The sequence below is a fragment of the Streptomyces yangpuensis genome (assembly GCF_024666385.1).
Classification (GTDB): Bacteria; Actinomycetota; Actinomycetes; order Streptomycetales; family Streptomycetaceae; genus Streptomyces; species Streptomyces yangpuensis.
In genome coordinates, this window is record NZ_CP102514.1 from 4,695,691 (window position 1) to 4,712,880 (window position 17,190).

The 17,190-nt window shown below is 71.5% G+C and carries 18 protein-coding genes; 8 read left to right on the top strand and 10 right to left on the bottom strand.

The features are described from left to right. Positions 1–188 precede the first annotated feature (188 nt). Together NRK68_RS21630 and NRK68_RS21635 are read right to left on the bottom strand one after the other, a co-directional pair. Positions 189–806 (bottom strand): SMI1/KNR4 family protein, encoded by a 618-nt coding sequence (locus NRK68_RS21630; protein WP_183066739.1) that lies wholly within the window; start codon positions 804–806, stop codon positions 189–191. Between the two features lie 59 nt (positions 807–865). After that, on the bottom strand, positions 866–1,222 hold the full coding sequence (locus NRK68_RS21635) for a DUF192 domain-containing protein (protein ID WP_183066738.1): 357 nt from the start codon (positions 1,220–1,222) through the stop codon (positions 866–868). Positions 1,223–1,257: 35 nt separating this feature from the next. On the opposite strand from NRK68_RS21635, the gene NRK68_RS21640 reads away from it, so the two are divergent. After that, positions 1,258–2,076: a prepilin peptidase gene (locus tag NRK68_RS21640; RefSeq protein ID WP_183066737.1), complete on the top strand. Its 819-nt coding sequence runs from the start codon at positions 1,258–1,260 to the stop codon at positions 2,074–2,076. A 142-nt stretch (positions 2,077–2,218) separates the two neighbouring features. Here the strand turns inward: NRK68_RS21640 and mgrA are convergent, their stop codons facing one another. Then, positions 2,219–3,256: an L-glyceraldehyde 3-phosphate reductase gene (mgrA, locus tag NRK68_RS21645; protein ID WP_183066736.1), complete on the bottom strand. Its 1,038-nt coding sequence runs from the start codon at positions 3,254–3,256 to the stop codon at positions 2,219–2,221. Between the two features lie 126 nt (positions 3,257–3,382). On the opposite strand from mgrA, the gene NRK68_RS21650 reads away from it, so the two are divergent. The 6 genes from NRK68_RS21650 (at position 3,383) to NRK68_RS21675 (ending at position 10,048) form a co-directional block, all read left to right on the top strand. Then, positions 3,383–4,144, top strand: coding sequence for an isoprenyl transferase (locus NRK68_RS21650; RefSeq protein ID WP_037919372.1), 762 nt, complete (start codon positions 3,383–3,385; stop codon positions 4,142–4,144). A 386-nt stretch (positions 4,145–4,530) separates the two neighbouring features. After that, positions 4,531–5,847, top strand: coding sequence for an RNA 5'-3' helicase PhoH2 (gene phoH2 / locus NRK68_RS21655; RefSeq protein WP_030850454.1), 1,317 nt, complete (start codon positions 4,531–4,533; stop codon positions 5,845–5,847). Positions 5,848–6,292: 445 nt separating this feature from the next. Further along, complete coding sequence (locus tag NRK68_RS21660; RefSeq protein ID WP_183066735.1) at positions 6,293–6,985, top strand: aggregation-promoting factor C-terminal-like domain-containing protein; 693 nt, start codon at positions 6,293–6,295, stop codon at positions 6,983–6,985. 126 nt (positions 6,986–7,111) lie between these two features. Further along, positions 7,112–8,491: an AI-2E family transporter gene (locus NRK68_RS21665; RefSeq protein ID WP_183066734.1), complete on the top strand. Its 1,380-nt coding sequence runs from the start codon at positions 7,112–7,114 to the stop codon at positions 8,489–8,491. 139 nt (positions 8,492–8,630) lie between these two features. Next, a complete protein-coding gene (locus NRK68_RS21670; RefSeq protein WP_257856474.1) occupies positions 8,631–9,332 on the top strand; it encodes a hypothetical protein in 702 nt (233 codons plus the stop codon). After that, a complete protein-coding gene (locus NRK68_RS21675; protein WP_183066732.1) occupies positions 9,329–10,048 on the top strand; it encodes a hypothetical protein in 720 nt (239 codons plus the stop codon). Before NRK68_RS21670 ends, NRK68_RS21675 begins: the two co-directional genes overlap by 4 nt. A gap of 61 nt (positions 10,049–10,109) precedes the next feature. Here the strand turns inward: NRK68_RS21675 and NRK68_RS21680 are convergent, their stop codons facing one another. Together NRK68_RS21680 and NRK68_RS21685 are read right to left on the bottom strand one after the other, a co-directional pair. After that, complete coding sequence (locus tag NRK68_RS21680) at positions 10,110–10,646, bottom strand: alkyl hydroperoxide reductase (protein ID WP_183066731.1); 537 nt, start codon at positions 10,644–10,646, stop codon at positions 10,110–10,112. Positions 10,647–10,649: 3 nt separating this feature from the next. Continuing rightward, positions 10,650–11,204 (bottom strand): peroxiredoxin, encoded by a 555-nt coding sequence (locus NRK68_RS21685; RefSeq protein WP_030774574.1) that lies wholly within the window; start codon positions 11,202–11,204, stop codon positions 10,650–10,652. A 92-nt stretch (positions 11,205–11,296) separates the two neighbouring features. Between NRK68_RS21685 and NRK68_RS21690 the strand changes: the two genes are divergently transcribed. Next, complete coding sequence (locus NRK68_RS21690; RefSeq protein ID WP_259656653.1) at positions 11,297–12,289, top strand: hydrogen peroxide-inducible genes activator; 993 nt, start codon at positions 11,297–11,299, stop codon at positions 12,287–12,289. A 90-nt stretch (positions 12,290–12,379) separates the two neighbouring features. Here the strand turns inward: NRK68_RS21690 and NRK68_RS21695 are convergent, their stop codons facing one another. The 5 genes from NRK68_RS21695 to NRK68_RS21715 all read right to left on the bottom strand — a co-directional run bounded on the left by NRK68_RS21695 (position 12,380) and on the right by NRK68_RS21715 (position 17,188). Continuing rightward, positions 12,380–14,734 carry an FtsX-like permease family protein gene (locus tag NRK68_RS21695; RefSeq protein WP_257856475.1) on the bottom strand — a complete coding sequence of 785 codons (2,355 nt, stop codon included), beginning with the start codon at positions 14,732–14,734 and terminating at the stop codon, positions 12,380–12,382. Beyond that, on the bottom strand, positions 14,731–15,423 hold the full coding sequence (locus NRK68_RS21700) for an ABC transporter ATP-binding protein (protein ID WP_183069772.1): 693 nt from the start codon (positions 15,421–15,423) through the stop codon (positions 14,731–14,733). Before NRK68_RS21700 ends, NRK68_RS21695 begins: the two co-directional genes overlap by 4 nt. After that, the gene (locus NRK68_RS21705; RefSeq protein WP_046775921.1) at positions 15,420–15,944 is read right to left on the bottom strand and encodes a PadR family transcriptional regulator; all 525 of its coding nucleotides are present in this window, start codon (positions 15,942–15,944) and stop codon (positions 15,420–15,422) included. The genes NRK68_RS21700 and NRK68_RS21705 overlap by 4 nt, the downstream gene beginning before the upstream one ends. A 105-nt stretch (positions 15,945–16,049) precedes the next feature. Beyond that, on the bottom strand, positions 16,050–16,283 hold the full coding sequence (locus NRK68_RS21710; RefSeq protein ID WP_183069771.1) for a type II toxin-antitoxin system antitoxin: 234 nt from the start codon (positions 16,281–16,283) through the stop codon (positions 16,050–16,052). After that, positions 16,280–17,188: an SPFH domain-containing protein gene (locus NRK68_RS21715; protein WP_257856476.1), complete on the bottom strand. Its 909-nt coding sequence runs from the start codon at positions 17,186–17,188 to the stop codon at positions 16,280–16,282. The genes NRK68_RS21710 and NRK68_RS21715 overlap by 4 nt, the downstream gene beginning before the upstream one ends. Positions 17,189–17,190 lie beyond the last annotated feature (2 nt).

The following is a 17,190-nucleotide window of genomic DNA, read 5'->3' on the forward strand; positions in this document are numbered from 1 at the left end:
ATTCTCTCCCGAGGGAGGGACGGTTGTTTCCATGGGGGCCTTACTTGTGGTCAATGCTCCAAGCGGCGCTTTTCGTGATGGTGTTTTCCGATATACGGTCGGCGAAGCGGACGCGCGTAGACATGCCGAAAAGCCCGTTTCCGGCCGGGAAACGGGCTTTTCGGTGGGGTGGCGGGGGACCGCCGGGGTCAGTCGGCGAATTCGCCCGCGTACGGGTCCGGCTCACCCGTCTCCGGGTTGCGGCCCTCCTGCCAGCGCCGCTGCGCCTTGCGCCAGTGCACGAAGCTCAGGCGGCCGCCGTCCCAGAACGTGATGCCGACCGGGCTCACGTCGAACTCGTCGGAGCACAGCCGGTAGAGGAACTCGGCCATGCCGTACGGGTAGACGGCGAAGGAGTCGGCGGTGTGCCGGCCGCACACCAGGACCGGCCAGCGGTCCGGATCGGGGTCGGACGTCAGCCAGCACAGGATGTCCGAGCCGCCGGTGACACCCCAGGCGATGATCGACTCCGGGTCCACGTCGAAGGCCGAACGGCCGCCCTCCGCCTCCCACACCTGCCGGGCGTTGTCCGTCTCCTCGGCCATCCCGGCCGGATCCCACTGGAGTCCGGGCTTGGGCAGAGGCAGCAGGATGCTGGCCTCGCCGTTGATCGAGCCGGCGCCGAACCGGCCCATGAACGCGACGAAGTCCGCCGGGAACCGGGTCCCCCACACCGCCTCGGCCGCACGCCAGTCGATGTCCTCGTCGGCGCCGTGCGTCGCCGGCATGATCTGCTCCAGCGCCTTGATCCGCGCGTTCTCCGTCATGCCGCTCCCCTGCTGCCCCAGCTCAACCGCCCCAACCTACTGCCGGCGCCGGGCTCCACCTAGGGGGTGTCCACCTCCAGCGTGGTCCCGGCCGTCAGGCCCCAGCCGGCCATGGCGCCGGCCGCCGCCTCCAGGACGTGCCGGGCGCGCAGCCGGGGGAGCCCGAGCCGGCCCGGGGCCATGGTGACCACGTCGAGCACCCGCAGGTTCCGGTCCAGGTACGCCACGTCGATCGCGAACCGCATCCGGAAGGTGTGCACGCTCGCCGCGGGGGTCAGCAGCATCGCCCCGTCGATCCCGTCCCGGCCGAGCAGCCCCCGCGTCCTCGCCCGGTAGGAGGCGGCGACCTCCAGCGGGATCCGCCTCGGGTCCGTGCCGACCCGCAACGCGGCGGGACCGTCGTACCAGTGCGCCATGGCGGTCACCTTAAGGGGTGTCTACCTTCGCCCCCATGGGTGTGTTCGTGATCGTTGTCGCCGCCGGGTACGGCGTGGCCGCCGGGCTGCTGCTGCCGCGCGCGGCCTACCGGCTGTCCGTGGAGCCGGGGGAGCCGTGGCGGGAGCACTGCCCGCAGGGGCACCCGCTGCGCGGCTGGCTCGGCCCGGCCCGCTGCCGCCCGCCCGGGTCGGACGGCTCCGGGCCGGCGGGCTCCGTGCCGGACGGCTCCGTCCCCGACGGCTCCCTCCCCGACGGCTCCGTGCCGGACGGCTCCGGGGCGGCGCACGCGTACGGGCCGCGCGCCGTGCTCCCGGCCGTCCTGACCGCGGCGGTCTGCGCCCTGGTCGCGGCGGCCGTCGGGGTGCGGCCCGAGGCGGCGGCGTACGCGGGACTGGCCCCGCTCCTGGTCCTGCTCGCCCTGGTCGACCGGGCCGTGCACCGGCTGCCCGACGTACTGACCCTGCCGCTCGCGGCCGGGGCGGCCGCCCTGCTCGGGATCGCCGCCCTGCTGCCCGGCGCGGCCGGGTCCTGGCGGCTCGCCCTGCTCGGCGGCGGCGCGCTCGGGGCGGCGTACCTGGTGCTCCACCTGATCAACCCCGCCGGCATGGGCCTCGGCGACGTCAAGCTGGCGCTCTCGCTGGGGGTCGCTCTTGGGTGGTACGGGTGGGGGGTATGGGCCTCGGGGGCCTTCCTGGGCCTCCTCTACGGCTCGCTCTACGGCCTGACCCTGCTCCTGCGCGGCTCCGTCACCCGTGACCAGGGCTTCGCCTTCGGCCCCTTCATGGCGGCCGGAGCACTCACCGGAGTGCTGCTGGGTGGTTTCGGAGCGTAATCATGTCGCGCCGATGCACGCAGCATGCTTTACGAAGGGTTATGGTGGAACCCCCCCCTCGGGCCGGTCCGTATCCCCCCCACGGACCGGCCCGTTTTTCGTTCACCCGTCCGCCGCGCGGGCGTTGGGGCGAAAACGCAGGTCAGCCGTGCTGGGCCCAGATGTTGGTGCCGGGAGTGGACACAGCGAAGGAGTCGATCTCCTTCAGCTCCTCCTCGGACAGCGGCGCACCGGCCAGGGCGGCCACGTTCTGCTCCAGCTGCCGCACGCTCGACGCACCGATCAGGGCCGAGGTCATCCGCTCGTCGCGCAGCACCCAGGTGAGCGCGAGCTGGGCGAGGGACTGGCCGCGACGGGAGGCGATCTCGTTCAGCCCGGTCAGCCGGCGCAGCACGTCGTCCGAGAGCAGGTCGGGGCTCAGCGACTTGCCCTGGGCGGCGCGCGAGTCGGCCGGGATGCCCTTGAGGTACTTGTCGGTCAGCAGGCCCTGCGCGAGCGGCGCGAAGGAGATGCACCCCATGCCGGCGTCCTCCAGGGCGTCCAGCAGGCCGTCCTCCTCCGTCCAGCGGTTGATCATGGAGTAGGAGGGCTGGTGGATGAGCGGACGCACGCCCATGCCGCGCAGGATCCGCACGGCCTCCGCCGTCTGCTCGGCCGTGTACGAGGAGACGCCGACGTAGAGCGCCTTGCCCTGCTGGACCGCGGACGCGAGGGCGCCCATGGTCTCCTCCAGCGGGGTCTGGGGGTCGAAGCGGTGCGAGTAGAAGATGTCGACGTAGTCCACACCCATCCGCTTCAGCGAGGCGTCGAGCGAGCTGAGCAGGTACTTGCGGCTGCCCCACTCGCCGTACGGCCCGGGGTGCATCAGATAGCCGGCCTTGGTCGACAGGATCAGCTCGTCGCGGTAGGACGCGAAGTCCTGCGCAAAGATCTTGCCGAAGTTCAGCTCGGCCGATCCGGGCGGCGGTCCGTAGTTGTTCGCGAGGTCGAAGTGGGTGACGCCGAGGTCGAAGGCGCGGCGCAGGATCGCCCGCTGGGATTCCAGGGAGCGGTCGTCACCGAAGTTGTGCCAGAGGCCGAGCGAGATGGCGGGGAGCTTGAGGCCGCTGTGGCCGGTGCGCCGGTACTCCATGGAGTCGTAGCGCGAGGGCTCTGCCCGATAGGGATTGGTATCAGTCACGTTGTCCTCCCTATCACGGAGTTGTGACAGACCGAGTTGGGTACCCCATCCCGCCGCGCAGTAATGTGGCGCACTCGGGGGGACCGCAATTCGCACGGGGGCATCGCACGGAGGGGCTGGAAGATCGTGAAGCTGCGCGACCTGGTGTACAGGCTTTATGCACGCCGGGTGGAAGGCCGCCTCGACCATGACGCGGCGCCCAAGCACATCGGCGTCATCCTGGACGGGAACCGTCGCTGGGCGAAGGCGTCCGGTGGTACGACGGAGCAGGGCCACCAGGCCGGAGCCGACAAGATCTCCGAGATGCTCGGCTGGTGCACGGAGACGGACGTCGAGGTCGTCACCCTGTGGATGCTCTCCACGGACAACCTGGACCGGCCCGAGGTCGAACTCCGCCCGCTGCTCAACATCATCGAGAACACCGTGCGGGGCCTGGCCGCGGACGGCCGCTGGCGCGTCCACCACGTCGGAAACCTGGACATCCTGCCCGCCGGGACGCAGACGGTCCTCAAGGAGGCCGAGCAGGCCACCCACGACATCGACGGGATACTCGTCAACGTGGCCGTCGGCTACGGCGGCCGCCAGGAGATCGCCGACGCGGTGCGTTCGCTGCTGCTGGAACACGCGCGGAAGGGCACCTCCTTCGAGGAGCTCGCCGAGATCCTCGACATCGACCACATCGCCGAGCACCTCTACACGCGCGGCCAGCCCGACCCCGACCTCGTGATCCGCACCAGCGGCGAGCAGCGGCTGTCCGGGTTCATGCTGTGGCAGAGCGCGCACTCCGAGTACTACTTCTGCGAGGTCTTCTGGCCGGCCTTCCGCAAGGTCGACTTCCTGCGGGCCCTGCGCGACTACGCAGCCCGCCACCGGCGCTACGGCACCTGACGGCGGGTAGGGGGTCTCCTGCCGGCCGGGCCCGCGAGGTCCGCCCGGCTCGCGGGACGCCCCCTTCGGGTTCCGGCCATCCGGCGCCCCCCGGTCCCGTCCTTCCCTCCCCTCGAAGCCTTCACCAGGGATTCACCGAGCGTCCGTCATATGCCATGGCATGGCCTGGCCTGATCGGGGAATATCCCTTTCAGGTCGATGCCCGATCCACGGGTGTCGAGTCTCAGCGGACGGCATGGGGTCGTCCGCCCGGGAGGCCCTTTGCACCAGGACGCACGTGCGGTTCGCACGGACGCAGTGGAGGGCCGGAAATCGGCCCTGGCATGGGTGCCGATGACCGGTCCGGTCTTCATGGCCCGACCTCTTCCGAGGGGGTACGTCCTTCCGTGGTGACCAGCACAAAGCGCCGCCTGCCCGACAGGCGGACCTACGTCCTCGACACCAGCGTCCTGCTGGCAGACCCCAACGCGATCTCCCGCTTCGACGAGCACGAGGTCGTGCTCCCGATCGTGGTGATCACCGAGCTGGAGGCGAAGAGGCACCATCCCGAACTCGGCTACTTCGCGCGGCAGGCCCTGCGCCTGCTCGACGACTTCCGGGTTCGCAACGGTCGCCTGGACGCACCCATCCCGCTGGGCGATCTGGGCGGCACCCTGCGCGTCGAACTCAACCACTCAGACCCCGGCGTCCTGCCCGCCGGCTTCCGGCTGGGGGACAACGACTCCCGGATCCTCGCGGTCGCACGCAATCTCCAGGCCGAGGGCTACGACGTCACCGTCGTGTCGAAGGACCTCCCCCTGCGCATCAAGGCCTCCTCCGTGGGGCTGATCGCGGAGGAGTACCGCGCCGAGCTCGCGATCACCGACGGCGGCTGGACCGGCATGAGCGAGATCGGCCTCTCCGGGGAGCAGGTCGACCTCCTCTACTCGGAGGAGCGGCTCTACGTACCGGAGGCGGCGGAACTGCCCGTGCACACGGGGCTGGTCCTGCAGTCCGAGCGGGGCAAGGCCCTGGGCCGGGTCACCGCGGACGGCAACGTCAGGCTCGTACGGGGCGACCGCGACGCTTTCGGGCTGCACGGGCGCAGCGCCGAGCAGCGCATCGCGCTGGATCTCCTCCTCGACCCCGAGATCGGGATCATCTCGATGGGCGGCCGGGCCGGCACGGGCAAGTCCGCGCTGGCGCTCTGCGCCGGCCTGGAGGCGGTCCTGGAACGCAGGCAGCACCAGAAGGTGATGGTCTTCCGGCCGCTGTACGCCGTCGGCGGCCAGGACCTCGGCTACCTGCCGGGTGACGCCTCCGAGAAGATGAGCCCCTGGGCGCAGGCGGTCTTCGACACGCTCTCGTCGGTCGCCGGCCGTGAGGTCATCGAGGAGGTGCTGAACCGCGGGATGCTGGAGGTCCTGCCGCTCACGCACATCCGGGGCCGCTCGCTCCACGACGCCTTCGTGATCGTGGACGAGGCGCAGTCGCTGGAGCGGAACGTCCTGCTGACCGTTCTGTCCCGGATCGGGGCCAATTCGCGGGTCGTTCTGACCCACGACGTGGCCCAGCGGGACAACCTGCGGGTCGGCCGGTACGACGGAGTGGTCGCCGTGGTCGAGAAGCTGAAGGGGCATCCGCTCTTCGCGCACGTCACGCTGACGCGATCCGAGCGGTCCCCGATCGCCGCCCTGGTCACCGAGATGCTGGAGAGCCTCTGATCCGGGTGGGTCCGGTGACCCTGCCCGGCCGGCAGCAGAACCGGTCAAAAACCCCATAGCGGGAAGGTGAGTTGGCGCCGTCCGGCAAAGGCCACAGAGCCTAGCCGGGCGGCGTCGTGCTGCACAGCCCTTTGTCGAAAGAGACGGCGACATGCCAGGTGTGACCTTTCCCACGCAACGGAGAATTGCCTTGCGGTGTCGAGGTCCGGCAGAGTCTGGTTTCCGTCAGGCCCCGCATACGGCACACCTGTATCTCCCGTGAGGTACGCGCAGCACCACAACTCCACAGCCGATGGCCGTATGCCGCCCGCAGTTCCACGCGGCAGCCCCCGTAGGGGAGTTGCCCACGGGCCCGCGCCTCCAGTGACCGTCGCACCACGGAGGCCAGAGTCGAGGGCACTCTTGCTCCGCGCGGTCACTGCGGACGCTGCTGGAAGGACACCGTGTGAGCCGGATCTCGGTCCGGGGGTTCGCAGTGGCTTCGGCCACCGCGGTCACCACCGTCGGCGCAGTCGTGGGCGTTGCCACCGGCGACCCCACGAACGATCTCGAGACGACCGCGTCCGGGGCGACCCTCCTCGCAGACATCCCCGTCGGCGACCAGGCGGAGGTCCAGAGCGCGTCCCTGACGCAGCAGGCCGACACCATCGCGCACGCCGCCGATGCCGACGCCAAGCGCTCCGCCGAGGAGGCCGCCCGCCTCCAGGCCGCCGAGGACGCCAAGTCCAAGAAGGCGGAGGCGCAGAAGGCCGCCGACGAGAAGGCGAAGAGGGAACGCGAGGCGAAGGAAGTCGCCAGCCGCTCCGCCGCCCGCGACGCCGGTGACTTCGCCGTCCAGAGCTCCTACACGGTCGCTCAGGTCAAGGCCATCGCCCAGCAGATGGTCCCGGCCGGCCAGTTCCAGTGCTTCTCGAACATCATCAACCAGGAATCCACCTGGAACTACCTGGCCGTGAACAAGTCCTCCGGGGCGTACGGTCTGGTCCAGGCGCTCCCCGGTTCGAAGATGGCCTCGGCCGGCGCGGACTGGCGCACCAACCCCGCCACCCAGATCAAGTGGGGCCTGAACTACATGGAGGACCGCTACGGCAGCCCGTGCGCCGCGTGGACCTTCCACCAGGCCAACGGCTGGTACTGACGGCCTCCGCCGCACCGCGGCGGCACAGCTCGACCCGGGTAGCCCCGCACCGTCGTACGGTGCGGGGCTCCTCGCGTGTACGGTCATCGGGGTGCCCGTAGACGGGGGGCGGGGGAAGGAAGCGACATGGCGAAGAGGGAAGGCTGGCTCGGCCGGCTGGGCAGCAGGCTGACCGCGATGGAGGCCCGGCTCAACGAGCGGCGCGCCGAGGTCGAGGCCGAGAGCGGCGGCGATCTGCCCGAGCGGCCGCGCCCGGACGCGGCTGCGAAGGCTCCCGAGCGGGCCGGCGCCCCGGCGCAGACGCACACGGTCGCCACGGCCGCCCCGGTCGCGGCGGAGCGCTACCGGCGCCCGGAGCGGCCCGACCCGGCGAGCGTGGTCCCGTGGGGGATGCGCGTCGCCGCCGAGGCCAGCTGGCGGCTGCTGCTGCTCGCCGGGATGCTCTGGGTGCTGATGAAGGTGATCAGCGAAGTCCGCCTGGTCGTCCTCGCGTTCGCGGCCGCCATGCTCGTCACCGCGATGCTCCAGCCCTTCGTCGTCCGGCTGCGCCGGCTCGGCATGCCGCGCGGTCTCGCCACCGCCGTCACCGCGGTCCTCGGCTTCGTCGTCATCGGGCTCGTCGGCTGGTTCGTGGTCTGGCAGGTCATGGAGAACCTCGACGACCTCTCCGACCGGGTCCGCGACGGCATCAACGAACTCAAACTCTGGGCGCTGGACAGTCCGTTCCACGTGACCGAGAAGCAGATCAACGACATCGCGAAGAACCTCAGCGAGACCATCGGCACCAACACCGAGCAGATCACCTCCGCCGGTCTCCAGGGCGTGACGGTGCTCGTCGAGATCCTCACCGGCATGCTGCTCGCGATGTTCTCGACGCTCTTCCTGCTCTACGACGGCAAGCGCATCTGGAACTGGGCGCTCGGCCTGGTCCCCGCCGCCGCCCGCGCCGGAGTCGCCGGCGCCGGTCCGCGCGCCTGGCGCACGCTGACCGCGTACGTCCGCGGCACGGTCATCGTCGCCCTCATCGACGCCATCTTCATCGGCCTCGGGCTGTACTTCCTGGACGTGCCGATGGCGGTGCCGCTGGCCGTCTTCATCTTCCTGTTCGCCTTCATCCCGCTGGTCGGCGCGGTCATCTCGGGCGCTCTCGCCGTTGTCGTGGCGCTCGTGACCCAGGGGGTGTTCACCGCTCTGATGGCGCTGCTGGTGGTCCTGGCGGTGCAGCAGATCGAGGGCCACGTGCTCCAGCCCTTCATCCTCGGCCGGGCGGTACGGGTCCACCCGCTCGCGGTGGTGCTCGCGGTGGCCGCCGGCGGAATGATCGCGGGCATCGGCGGGGCGGTCGTCGCCGTACCGCTGGTGGCTGTCACCAACACGGTGGTGGGTTACCTGAAGGCGTACTCGCGCGACCAGCACCACCTCGGGGCGGGGATGGTCGGCCCGGCGCCGCACGGTTCGACGGCGCTGGGTGTGGCACGTGACGACGAGGAGTACCCCCGGCCGTAGGCCCGGCCCGGCCGGGCCGTGTGCGGCCGAATCGCGGGCCACCGGACCCGAACGTTTCGGCGGTCCGGGCTGCCATGATCGAAGGCGTGCGGGCGCCGCCTGCGGTGCCCGGGAAGCGGCAACGACCGGGGGGACACGCATGATCAGCGATCCGGAGCTCGACGGGACGGGGGAGACCCGCCCCGCGCAGCCGGCGGAGCGGACGCAGGAGCCGCCACCGCGCGGACGGGAGGCCGACGGGGCGGAGGCGCGACGGCCATGGCTGTGGGCACTGGGCGGGGCCGCGCTCGCCTCGGCGGTGTGGGCGGGCGGACTGTACGCCCGGGGGGACCGGCTCGCCGCGCCGCAGGTCTCGTACCGGGCGACGGAGAACCTGTGCCAGGACTTCGAGGCCCGGGCGCTGAGCAGGATCGCGGGAGGCCTGCACCGCTACCGGCCGCAGAACCGGCAGGACGACCACCCTGCCGTGCACCGGGCGATCTGCAGCTTGCAGAACGGTGAGAGCGTGTCCACACTCACCGTGCGGGTGCAGGTCGACCTGCACCGGAAGACCGATCCCGGACCGGAGTTCGACGTGCCGTCGGACCTGTTCTTCGCGGAACCGGATGCGGTGCGCACGCAGGAGGTCCGGGGACTCGGTGAGCGAGCCCTGCTCTCCTCGGGCCTCAGGGACGGGACGGTCGAGCTCAGAGTGCTGCGCGGCGGTGCGGTGTTCACCGTCGTGGTCATCGGCACCGGCAGCGAGCCGAAGACCCCGGCCGACACCGCCGCGCTCCGGGCGGCGATGGTCGAGGACGCCCGCGAGCTGATGACGGCATTGAAGGAGCAGGGGGCGGGATGATCAGTGAGCCCGAGCTCGACGGGGCGTGGGAGCCGGCGCGCCCGCCGGAGGCCGCCCAGGACGATGTCCAGGACGACGCCGTGCCCGCGCGGCGGGCGGGGCGGCCGTGGCGGTGGGTCGCGACGGCCGTCGTGGTCACGTCCGCGCTGTGGGCGGGCGGGTTGTACGCCTTCGCCGACCGGCTGCGGCCGGCGGAACCGGAGGTCCGGTACGCGGTCACGGACAACCTGTGCAAGCAGTTCGAGGCACCGGCTCTCGGGCGGGCCATGGGCGGCTTCGCGGCCTCCAGCCCGAACAGGACCGGCCGGCATCCGGCCATGGACTGGGCGTCGTGCAGCTACGACGGTGGCGGCTCGGGCGGTTCGGACGGGTTCTCCGCCCTGTTCCTGGTCGAGCTGCACAAGAAGAGCGATCCGGCGCCCGAGTTCGCACTGGGTTCGTTCTACGAGCGGCTCTTCGAGGCCGACGTCCCCTGGGAGGAGGTGCCCGGCCTGGGGGAACAGGCGCTGGTCCGCGCCTCCGGGGCCGGTGACGGCCTCCAGCTGCGCGTCCGCGACGGCGGCGCGGTGTTCACCGTCGAGCTGGGGTTCTTCGGTTCGCGCGACGAGGAGACCGACGCGGGGGCGACCCCGCCGGCCCGGCCCGACCAGGATGCTCTGACGGCGGCGGCCGTCGAGGACGTGCGGGCGCTGATGGCCGTACTGCGCAAGGACTGACAGTGCAGCAGGGGCCCGCGACCGGAAACGGTCGCGGGCCCCTGCGTCGTACGGGATGCCGTTACTCGCCGGCGATGGCGGCCTCGGCGTCGAGGGTGACCGCGACGGCCTGGATCACCGAGGCGATCTTGAAGGCCTCCTGGATCGTCTCGCGGTCGACGCCGGCCTTGCGCAGGACCTGCTCGTGCGAGTCCAGGCACTGGCCGCAGCCGTTGATCGCGGAGACCGCGAGGGACCACAGCTCGAAGTCGACCTTCTCCACGCCCGGGTTGCCGATGACGTTCATCCGCAGGCCCGCGCGCAGCGTGTTGTACTCCGGGTCGGAGAGCAGGTGCCGCGTGCGGTAGAAGACGTTGTTCATCGCCATGACCGCGGCGGCGGACTTGGCGGCGGTGTACGCCTCCGGCGAGAGGTTCGCCTTCGCCTCCGGCTCCAGCTCACGCAGGACGCGCGGGGAGCGGGCGGCGATCGCGCAGGACAGGACCGTGCCCCACAGCTGCTGCTGCGGGAGGTCGCTGTTGCCTATGACCGAACCGAGGTTCAGCTTCAGGTCCTTGGCGAAGTCCGGGACGGACGCCTTCAGGGAGTCGAGGGACATCCGTCACTCACCGGCCAGCAGCGCGCCGGCGTCGATCGTGGCGTCGCCCTTGTTCCAGTTGCAGGGGCACAGCTCGTCGGTCTGCAGGGCGTCGAGGACCCGCAGGACCTCCTTGGGGTTACGGCCCACGGAACCGGCGGTCACCATCGAGAACTGGATCTCGTTGTTCGGGTCGACGATGAAGACGGCGCGCATCGGCAGGCCGTCCTCGCCGAGGATGCCCAGCTCGGCGGAGAGCTCACGCTTGATGTCCGACATCATCGGGAAGGGCAGGTCACGCAGGTCGGCGTGGTCCTTGCGCCAGGCGTGGTGCACGTACTCGGAGTCGAGGGAGAAGCCGAGGACCTGCGCGTCACGGTCGGCGAACTCGTCGTTCAGCTTGCCGAAGGCGGCGATCTCGGTCGGGCACACGAAGGTGAAGTCGAGCGGCCACGCGAAGACGACCTTCCACTTGCCCTCATAGGTCTTGTGGTCGATCTGCGCGAACTCGGAACCGGCCTCGAGCGAGACACAGGCGGTCAGGTCGAAGGCGGGGAACTTGTCACCAACAGTGAGCACGCGCTCTCCTTGATCAATGGAAAAGGACCCCTTTTGGGGGCTTTCCGAGGGGGTTGGACGTGTCTCACATGCTGGCACAGCCTGCATTGATTATGGAAATAGCTAGTCTTGCTGTGGGTGATCGGAGGTACCTATCAGTGGCTGTCGGTAATAGGGGAGCGAAGCAACCCACCCTCGCTCAGTTGCGCGCCTTCGCGGCGGTCGCCGAGCACCTGCACTTCCGTGACGCGGCCGCGGCCATCGGGATGAGCCAGCCGGCGCTCTCCGGCGCCGTCTCCGCGCTGGAGGAGGCCCTCGGTGTGCAGCTGCTGGAGCGCACCACCCGCAAGGTGCTGCTCTCCCCGGCGGGCGAGCGGATCGCCGTCCGGGCGCAGGTGGTGCTCGACGCCGTCGGTGGGCTGCTGGAGGAGGCGGAGGCGGTACGGGCCCCCTTCACCGGGGTCCTGCGGCTCGGGGTGATCCCCACCGTGGCGCCCTACCTGCTGCCGACGGTGCTCGGGCTGTTCCACCGGCGCTACCCGCGGGTGGACCTGCAGGTGCACGAGGAGCAGACCGGCTCGCTGCTGGAGGGGCTGGCCGCCGGCCGCCTGGACCTGCTCCTGCTGGCGGTGCCGCTCGGCGTACCCGGCGTGAGCGAACTGCCCCTCTTCGACGAGGACTTCGTCCTGCTCGCCCCGCGCGACCACCCGCTGGCCGGACGCCGGGACATCCCGCTCGACGAACTGCGCGACCTGCAGCTGCTGTTGCTGGACGAGGGGCACTGCCTGCGGGACCAGGCCCTGGACATCTGCCGGGAGGCCGGGCGGACCACCGGGGCCGATGTCACCACGACCGCTGCCGGACTGTCCACGCTCGTACAACTGGTCGCCGGGGGACTGGGGGTGACGCTGTTGCCGCGGACCGCGCTGCGGCTGGAGACCGCCCGCAACGAGTACCTGTCCACCGGCTGCTTCGCCGAGCCCGCGCCCTCCCGGCGGATCGCCCTGGCCATGCGCACGGGGACCGCCCGCCAGGAGGAGTTCGCCGCGATCGCCGCCGCCCTGCGCGAAGCCGTACGCCCGCTCCCGGTCTGGCCCACCGACTAGAGGTGTCGTGTCGCCGGACCGCGGGGAGCGGGCGTACGGGTTCAAGGGCTTACGGGTTCAGGGGCGTACGGGTTCAGGGGCGTACGGGCGTCACTCCGTACGCAGGCCGTCCGGGCGCATCATCCGCAGCAGCGGCGGCAGGCTGAGCAGGGTCACCGCGGCCACCACGCCCGCGCCGACCCCAGTCATCCCGAGCACCGACGGCCAGTCGATCCGGACCGGCTGGGCGGCCATGCCCATCAGGACGGCGCCCAGGGCGGTGCCCACCGCGGCCGCCAGCACCAGGCCCAGCACGATCGGTACGGCCGTCTGCCACAGCACCGACAGGCTCAGGGTGGAGCGCCTGGTGCCGAAGGCGACCAGCGAGGACAGCAGCCGACGCCGCTCGCGCAGCTGCTCCAGCTGGGAGACGAACAGACTGGCGCCGATCAGGACCAGCACGGCGGCGGCGCCGAAGAACAGCCCCGTGCGGATCGAGGAGAAGCCGGCCGCCTGCTCGGTGTGGCGGAGCGTCATCGCCGTGACGAACGGGTCCGCCTTGAAGACGGCGTTGCGCGCCCGGTCCAGGGCGTCCGGGCCGGACTCGTCGACCTCTACGAAGATCCGCGCGTCCGGGAAGTCGCCCAGCTCCTGCGGCGCGACCGACGGGGTCACCAGCAGGCCGGTGCGCAGCAGCCCCGAGGGGTCCTGCCGGGCGGGGACCGTACGGGCGCCCGCCGGGACCTGCCACTTCACCGGAGCGGGCCGGTCGTCCGGCGCGGACTCGTAGCGATGGACGTTGCCGACGAACAGCTCGTCACCGGGCTCGGCCGTGCCCCCGTAGGCCCCCTCGGAGGAGGGGCCGGTCAGGGCGAAGGCGTCGCCCTCCTTGCAGGAGTCGAGCGTGGCGACCTCCGCGAGCGCGGCGCAGGTGCCGACGGTCACCTGGACGGTGTCCTGCTCCGCGGGCATCCGGTGGGCGGCCTGCGCGGAGGTCAGCGGGACCGCGCGGGTGACGCCCGGTACGGAGGCGATCCGCTGCGCGAGCTCGCCGATCGGCCGGTCCGACGACGTGCGGTTGACCAGGACGGCGACGGCGGCCCGGGAGGGGTCCTGGCCGGTCGCCCTGGTGTAGTCGCCCTCGACGCCCGCGAAGAGCATCTGGAGGGCGATGGCGCCGGCGACGGCCACGGCGATGCCGTTGACCGGGCGGGCGGCGCTGCCACTGCCGACCTGGAGCCGGCGTACGGCCAGCTGCCAGGAGACCGGCCCTGCGGACATCCTGCCGACGAAGCGCTCCAGCAGCCAGGGCAGCAGCACCGTGATCCCGACGAGCAGCAGCACCACGCCGCCGCTGACCTGCCACTGGTTGAACCGGCCGTGGTCGTTGCCGCGGCCGTCCATGGGCACGAGCAGACCGAGCCCGACCAGCGGCAGCAGCAGCCGCCACCAGATGCGGCGACGGGAGGGCCTGGCCGTGCGGACGACGCCCAGCGGCTCGATGACCACACCGCGCAGCGCGAACAGGGTCACGGCCACGGCTGCCGCGGGCACCGCGACGGCGACCAGGGCCGCCAGCCAGGGCGCCGGGTCGAGGTCGGCGGGGAAGACGCTGCGCTGCTGGAGGCTGACGCTGCCGACCAGGGAGCGGCCGACGGCGAAGAAGCCGGTGCCCAGGACCAGTCCGGCCAGGGAGCCGGCCAGTGCCTCACCGGCCGCGATGCGGCGCACCATCATGCTGTCCGCGCCGACCAGCCGCAGCGCGGCGAGCCTGCGGTCGCGCCGCTCCCCGCCGAAGCGGACGGCGGTCGCGATGAACACGGCGACGGGCATCAGCAGGGCGACGAACGTCAGGACGACCATCAGCATGAGGACGGGGTCGAGGGTGTCGCGGTCCGCCTCGTAGCCGAAGCTGGTGATGCGCTCGACGCGGTGGTCGTCGGGGCCGTTCTTGGTGAGGGTGTCGCTGCCCAGGTAGAAGAGCAGTTCGCCGGGGCCGACCAGGCCCTGGTCCCCCACGATCTCGCTGACCGGCCCGTCGAGCCGTTCGCGCAGCAGGGCGCCCTCGGAGGACTTCAGCAGCCGGTCCAGGGCGGGGGAGAGGGCCAGCTCGCCCGGGCCCGGGATCTTCTTCAGGCCCGGCGGCAGCGGGGCGTCCGGGCCCTCCGCCCGCAGGACGTGTCCCTCGATGTCCTTGTGCTGGTACGTCTGCCCGATCCGGGCGTACAGGAGGGTGTCGGGCCCGGGGGCGTCGGCCGTGTCGGAGTGCATCGTCGACCGTGCGTCACCCCGCTCGTACCGAGCGGTGAGGGCTCCGGGGATGGCCGTGCTGATCAGCAGCAGGGCGACGCCGAGACCGACGCCGACCCCGGTGAGCAGGGTGCGGATCCACCCCTCGCGGCCGCTGCCGAGGGCGAAGCGGGCGCCCATGCCGAGGTCGCGGCTCCATACCCGCGGCCGGCTCATACGATCCGCTCCATGTCGCGGGACCTGCCGTCGCGCACGACGATCTCGCGGTCGGAGTACGCGGCCACGCGTGTCTCGTGCGTGACCAGCACGACGGCGGCGTTCGCGGACCGGGCGGCCTCGGTGAGCAGTTGCATGACGAGTTCGCCGTTGAGGGAGTCGAGGGCTCCGGTGGGCTCGTCGGCGAAGATCACCCGGGGGCCGGTGACGAGGGCGCGGGCGACGGCCACGCGCTGCCCCTGGCCGCCGGATATCTCGCCCGGCCGCTGGGCGCCGAGGTCCTCCACCTGGAGCTGCTCCATCCAGTGCAGCGCGGTGCGCTCGGCCTCCTTGCGCTTCACGCCGGTCAGGCGCAGCGGGAGGGCGACGTTCTCCACGCAGGTCAGTTCCGGCACCAGGTGACCGAACTGGAAGACGAAGCCGAACTCGGTGCGGCGCAGGGCGCTGCGTTCGGCGTCGTTCATGGAGGTGAGCTCGCGGCCCGCGTAGACGATGGAGCCGGAGTCGGGCGGGACGATCCCGGCGAGGCAGTGCAGCAGGGTGGACTTGCCGGAGCCGGAGGGGCCCATGACGGCGACGACCTCGCCGGGGTGGATGGAGAAATCGGCGCCGTCGAGGGCGTCGGTGCTCCCGTACGCCTTGCGCAGGCCGGTGGCGGCGAGGAGGGAGCCGGCCGGGGCGGCGGTCATCGGCGTACCTCCTCGGCGAGCCGGCCGAGGCGGGCGGCGGTGAGCTCCAGCCACCGCAGGTCCGCTTCGAGGTGGAACAGGGCGTGGTCGCAGACCAGCTGGTCGGCGAGGTCGCCCTTGCGCTTGCGGGTGGTCAGCACGCGCATGAGGCGCAGGTGCTCGGCCCGCTGGGTGTCCAGCAGTTCGTCGGCGCGGCGGCCGGTGAGCAGCGCGAGGACAACCTTCGTGTAGAGGGTCGAATGGAGGTACGGATCGGGCTTCTCGGGCTGGGAGAGCCAGGTCTCGACGTCGGTGATGCCGGCGTCGGTGATGGCGTACCGCTTGCGGTCGGGGCCGCCGCCGCTCTCGATGCCGTCGACCTCGACGAGGCCGTTCTTCAGCAGCCGGGACATGGTCGAGTAGACCTGCCCGTAGGCGAGGGGGCGGTCGTGGCCGAACTTCTCGTCGAAGGCCCGCTTCAGGTCGTAGCCGTGGCGCGGGCCGGCCTCGAGGAGGCCCAGGAGGGTGTGACCGATGGACATGGCGCCGACTATACATCGTGTGTATACGTTGAGTGTATAGAGGTCCGGCCTGCGGAAATGCGAAAGCCGCCCCCGTGCACGGCACGGGAGCGGCGGTCGGACGGGTCAGTTCGTGGGCTTCGGTGGCCGGCCCCGGCGGGGGATGGGGCCCGGGGCGGAGGGGAGCCGGCCGGCGTCGGCGAGGGCCCGGCGGAGCAGGAACTCGATCTGCGCGTTGGCGCTGCGCAGCTCCTCGCCCGCCCAGCGGGCCAGCGCGTCGTACACCTGCGGGTCGAGTCGCAGGAGCACCTGCTTGCGTGCCTGCCGGCCCGCGGGCTTCTCCTCGCCGGAGGGGGTCACTGGTAGAGGGTGCCCGTGTTGAGCACCGGCTGTGCGGCGCGGTCGCCGCACAGGACGACCATCAGGTTCGAGACCATGGCCGCCTTGCGTTCCGAGTCGAGGTCCACGATCTCCTCCTCCGCCAGCCGGGTCAGGGCGAGCTCGACCATGCCCACCGCGCCCTCCACGATCTGCTTGCGGGCCGCCACGACGGCGCCGGCCTGCTGGCGCTGGAGCATCGCGGAGGCGATCTCAGGAGCGTACGCGAGATGCGTGAACCGCGACTCGATGATCTGCACACCGGCGGCCTCCACCCGGGCGTGCAGTTCGGCCGCGAGCTTCTCGGTGATCTCCTCGGCGTTCCCGCGCAGCGACAGGCCGCCCTCCTCGTGGGCGTCGTACGGGTACTCGATCGCGATGTGCCGGACCGCGGCCTCCGTCTGCGTCTCCACGAACTCGGTGAAGTCCTCCACCTCGAAGACGGCCCGCGCGGTGTCCTCGACCCGCCACACCACGACCGCCGCCAGCTCGATCGGGTTGCCGTAGGCGTCGTTGACCTTCAGCACGGCCGTCTCGTGGTTGCGCACCCGGGTGGAGATCTTCTCGCGCGAGGTCAGCGGATTGACCCAGCGCAGCCCGTCGGTGCGGATGGTGCCGCGGTAGCGGCCGAAGAGCTGGACGACCCGGGCCTCGCCGGGCGCCACCGTGTTGAGGCCGCTCATCGCGATCACGGAGGCGAGACCCAGGAGCACGCCGGTCGCGATCAGGGCCACCTTGGCCCCGGTCACCGACGCCACCGCGCCGGCCACGACCAGACCCGCGCCCGCGAGCAGACCGGCCAGTCCGAGCAGCAGCGCCAGCCCGCCGCCGACGCTGCGCGCGGTGAACTCCCGTACTCCGTCAGGGTTGGCTATGTGATTCGTCATGG

Coding starts and splice junctions, on each gene's coding strand:
- NRK68_RS21630 (WP_183066739.1), bottom strand. CDS start 806: ATGACGGAGAACGCGCGGATCAAGGCGCTGGAGCAGATCATGCCGGCG.
- NRK68_RS21635 (WP_183066738.1), bottom strand. CDS start 1,222: ATGGCGCACTGGTACGACGGTCCCGCCGCGTTGCGGGTCGGCACGGAC.
- NRK68_RS21640 (WP_183066737.1), top strand. CDS start 1,258: ATGGGTGTGTTCGTGATCGTTGTCGCCGCCGGGTACGGCGTGGCCGCC.
- NRK68_RS21665 (WP_183066734.1), top strand. CDS start 7,112: ATGGCGAAGAGGGAAGGCTGGCTCGGCCGGCTGGGCAGCAGGCTGACC.
- NRK68_RS21670 (WP_257856474.1), top strand. CDS start 8,631: ATGATCAGCGATCCGGAGCTCGACGGGACGGGGGAGACCCGCCCCGCG.
- NRK68_RS21675 (WP_183066732.1), top strand. CDS start 9,329: ATGATCAGTGAGCCCGAGCTCGACGGGGCGTGGGAGCCGGCGCGCCCG.
- NRK68_RS21680 (WP_183066731.1), bottom strand. CDS start 10,646: ATGTCCCTCGACTCCCTGAAGGCGTCCGTCCCGGACTTCGCCAAGGAC.
- NRK68_RS21690 (WP_259656653.1), top strand. CDS start 11,297: ATGGAAATAGCTAGTCTTGCTGTGGGTGATCGGAGGTACCTATCAGTG.
- NRK68_RS21695 (WP_257856475.1), bottom strand. CDS start 14,734: ATGAGCCGGCCGCGGGTATGGAGCCGCGACCTCGGCATGGGCGCCCGC.
- NRK68_RS21700 (WP_183069772.1), bottom strand. CDS start 15,423: ATGACCGCCGCCCCGGCCGGCTCCCTCCTCGCCGCCACCGGCCTGCGC.
- NRK68_RS21705 (WP_046775921.1), bottom strand. CDS start 15,944: ATGTCCATCGGTCACACCCTCCTGGGCCTCCTCGAGGCCGGCCCGCGC.
- NRK68_RS21715 (WP_257856476.1), bottom strand. CDS start 17,188: ATGACGAATCACATAGCCAACCCTGACGGAGTACGGGAGTTCACCGCG.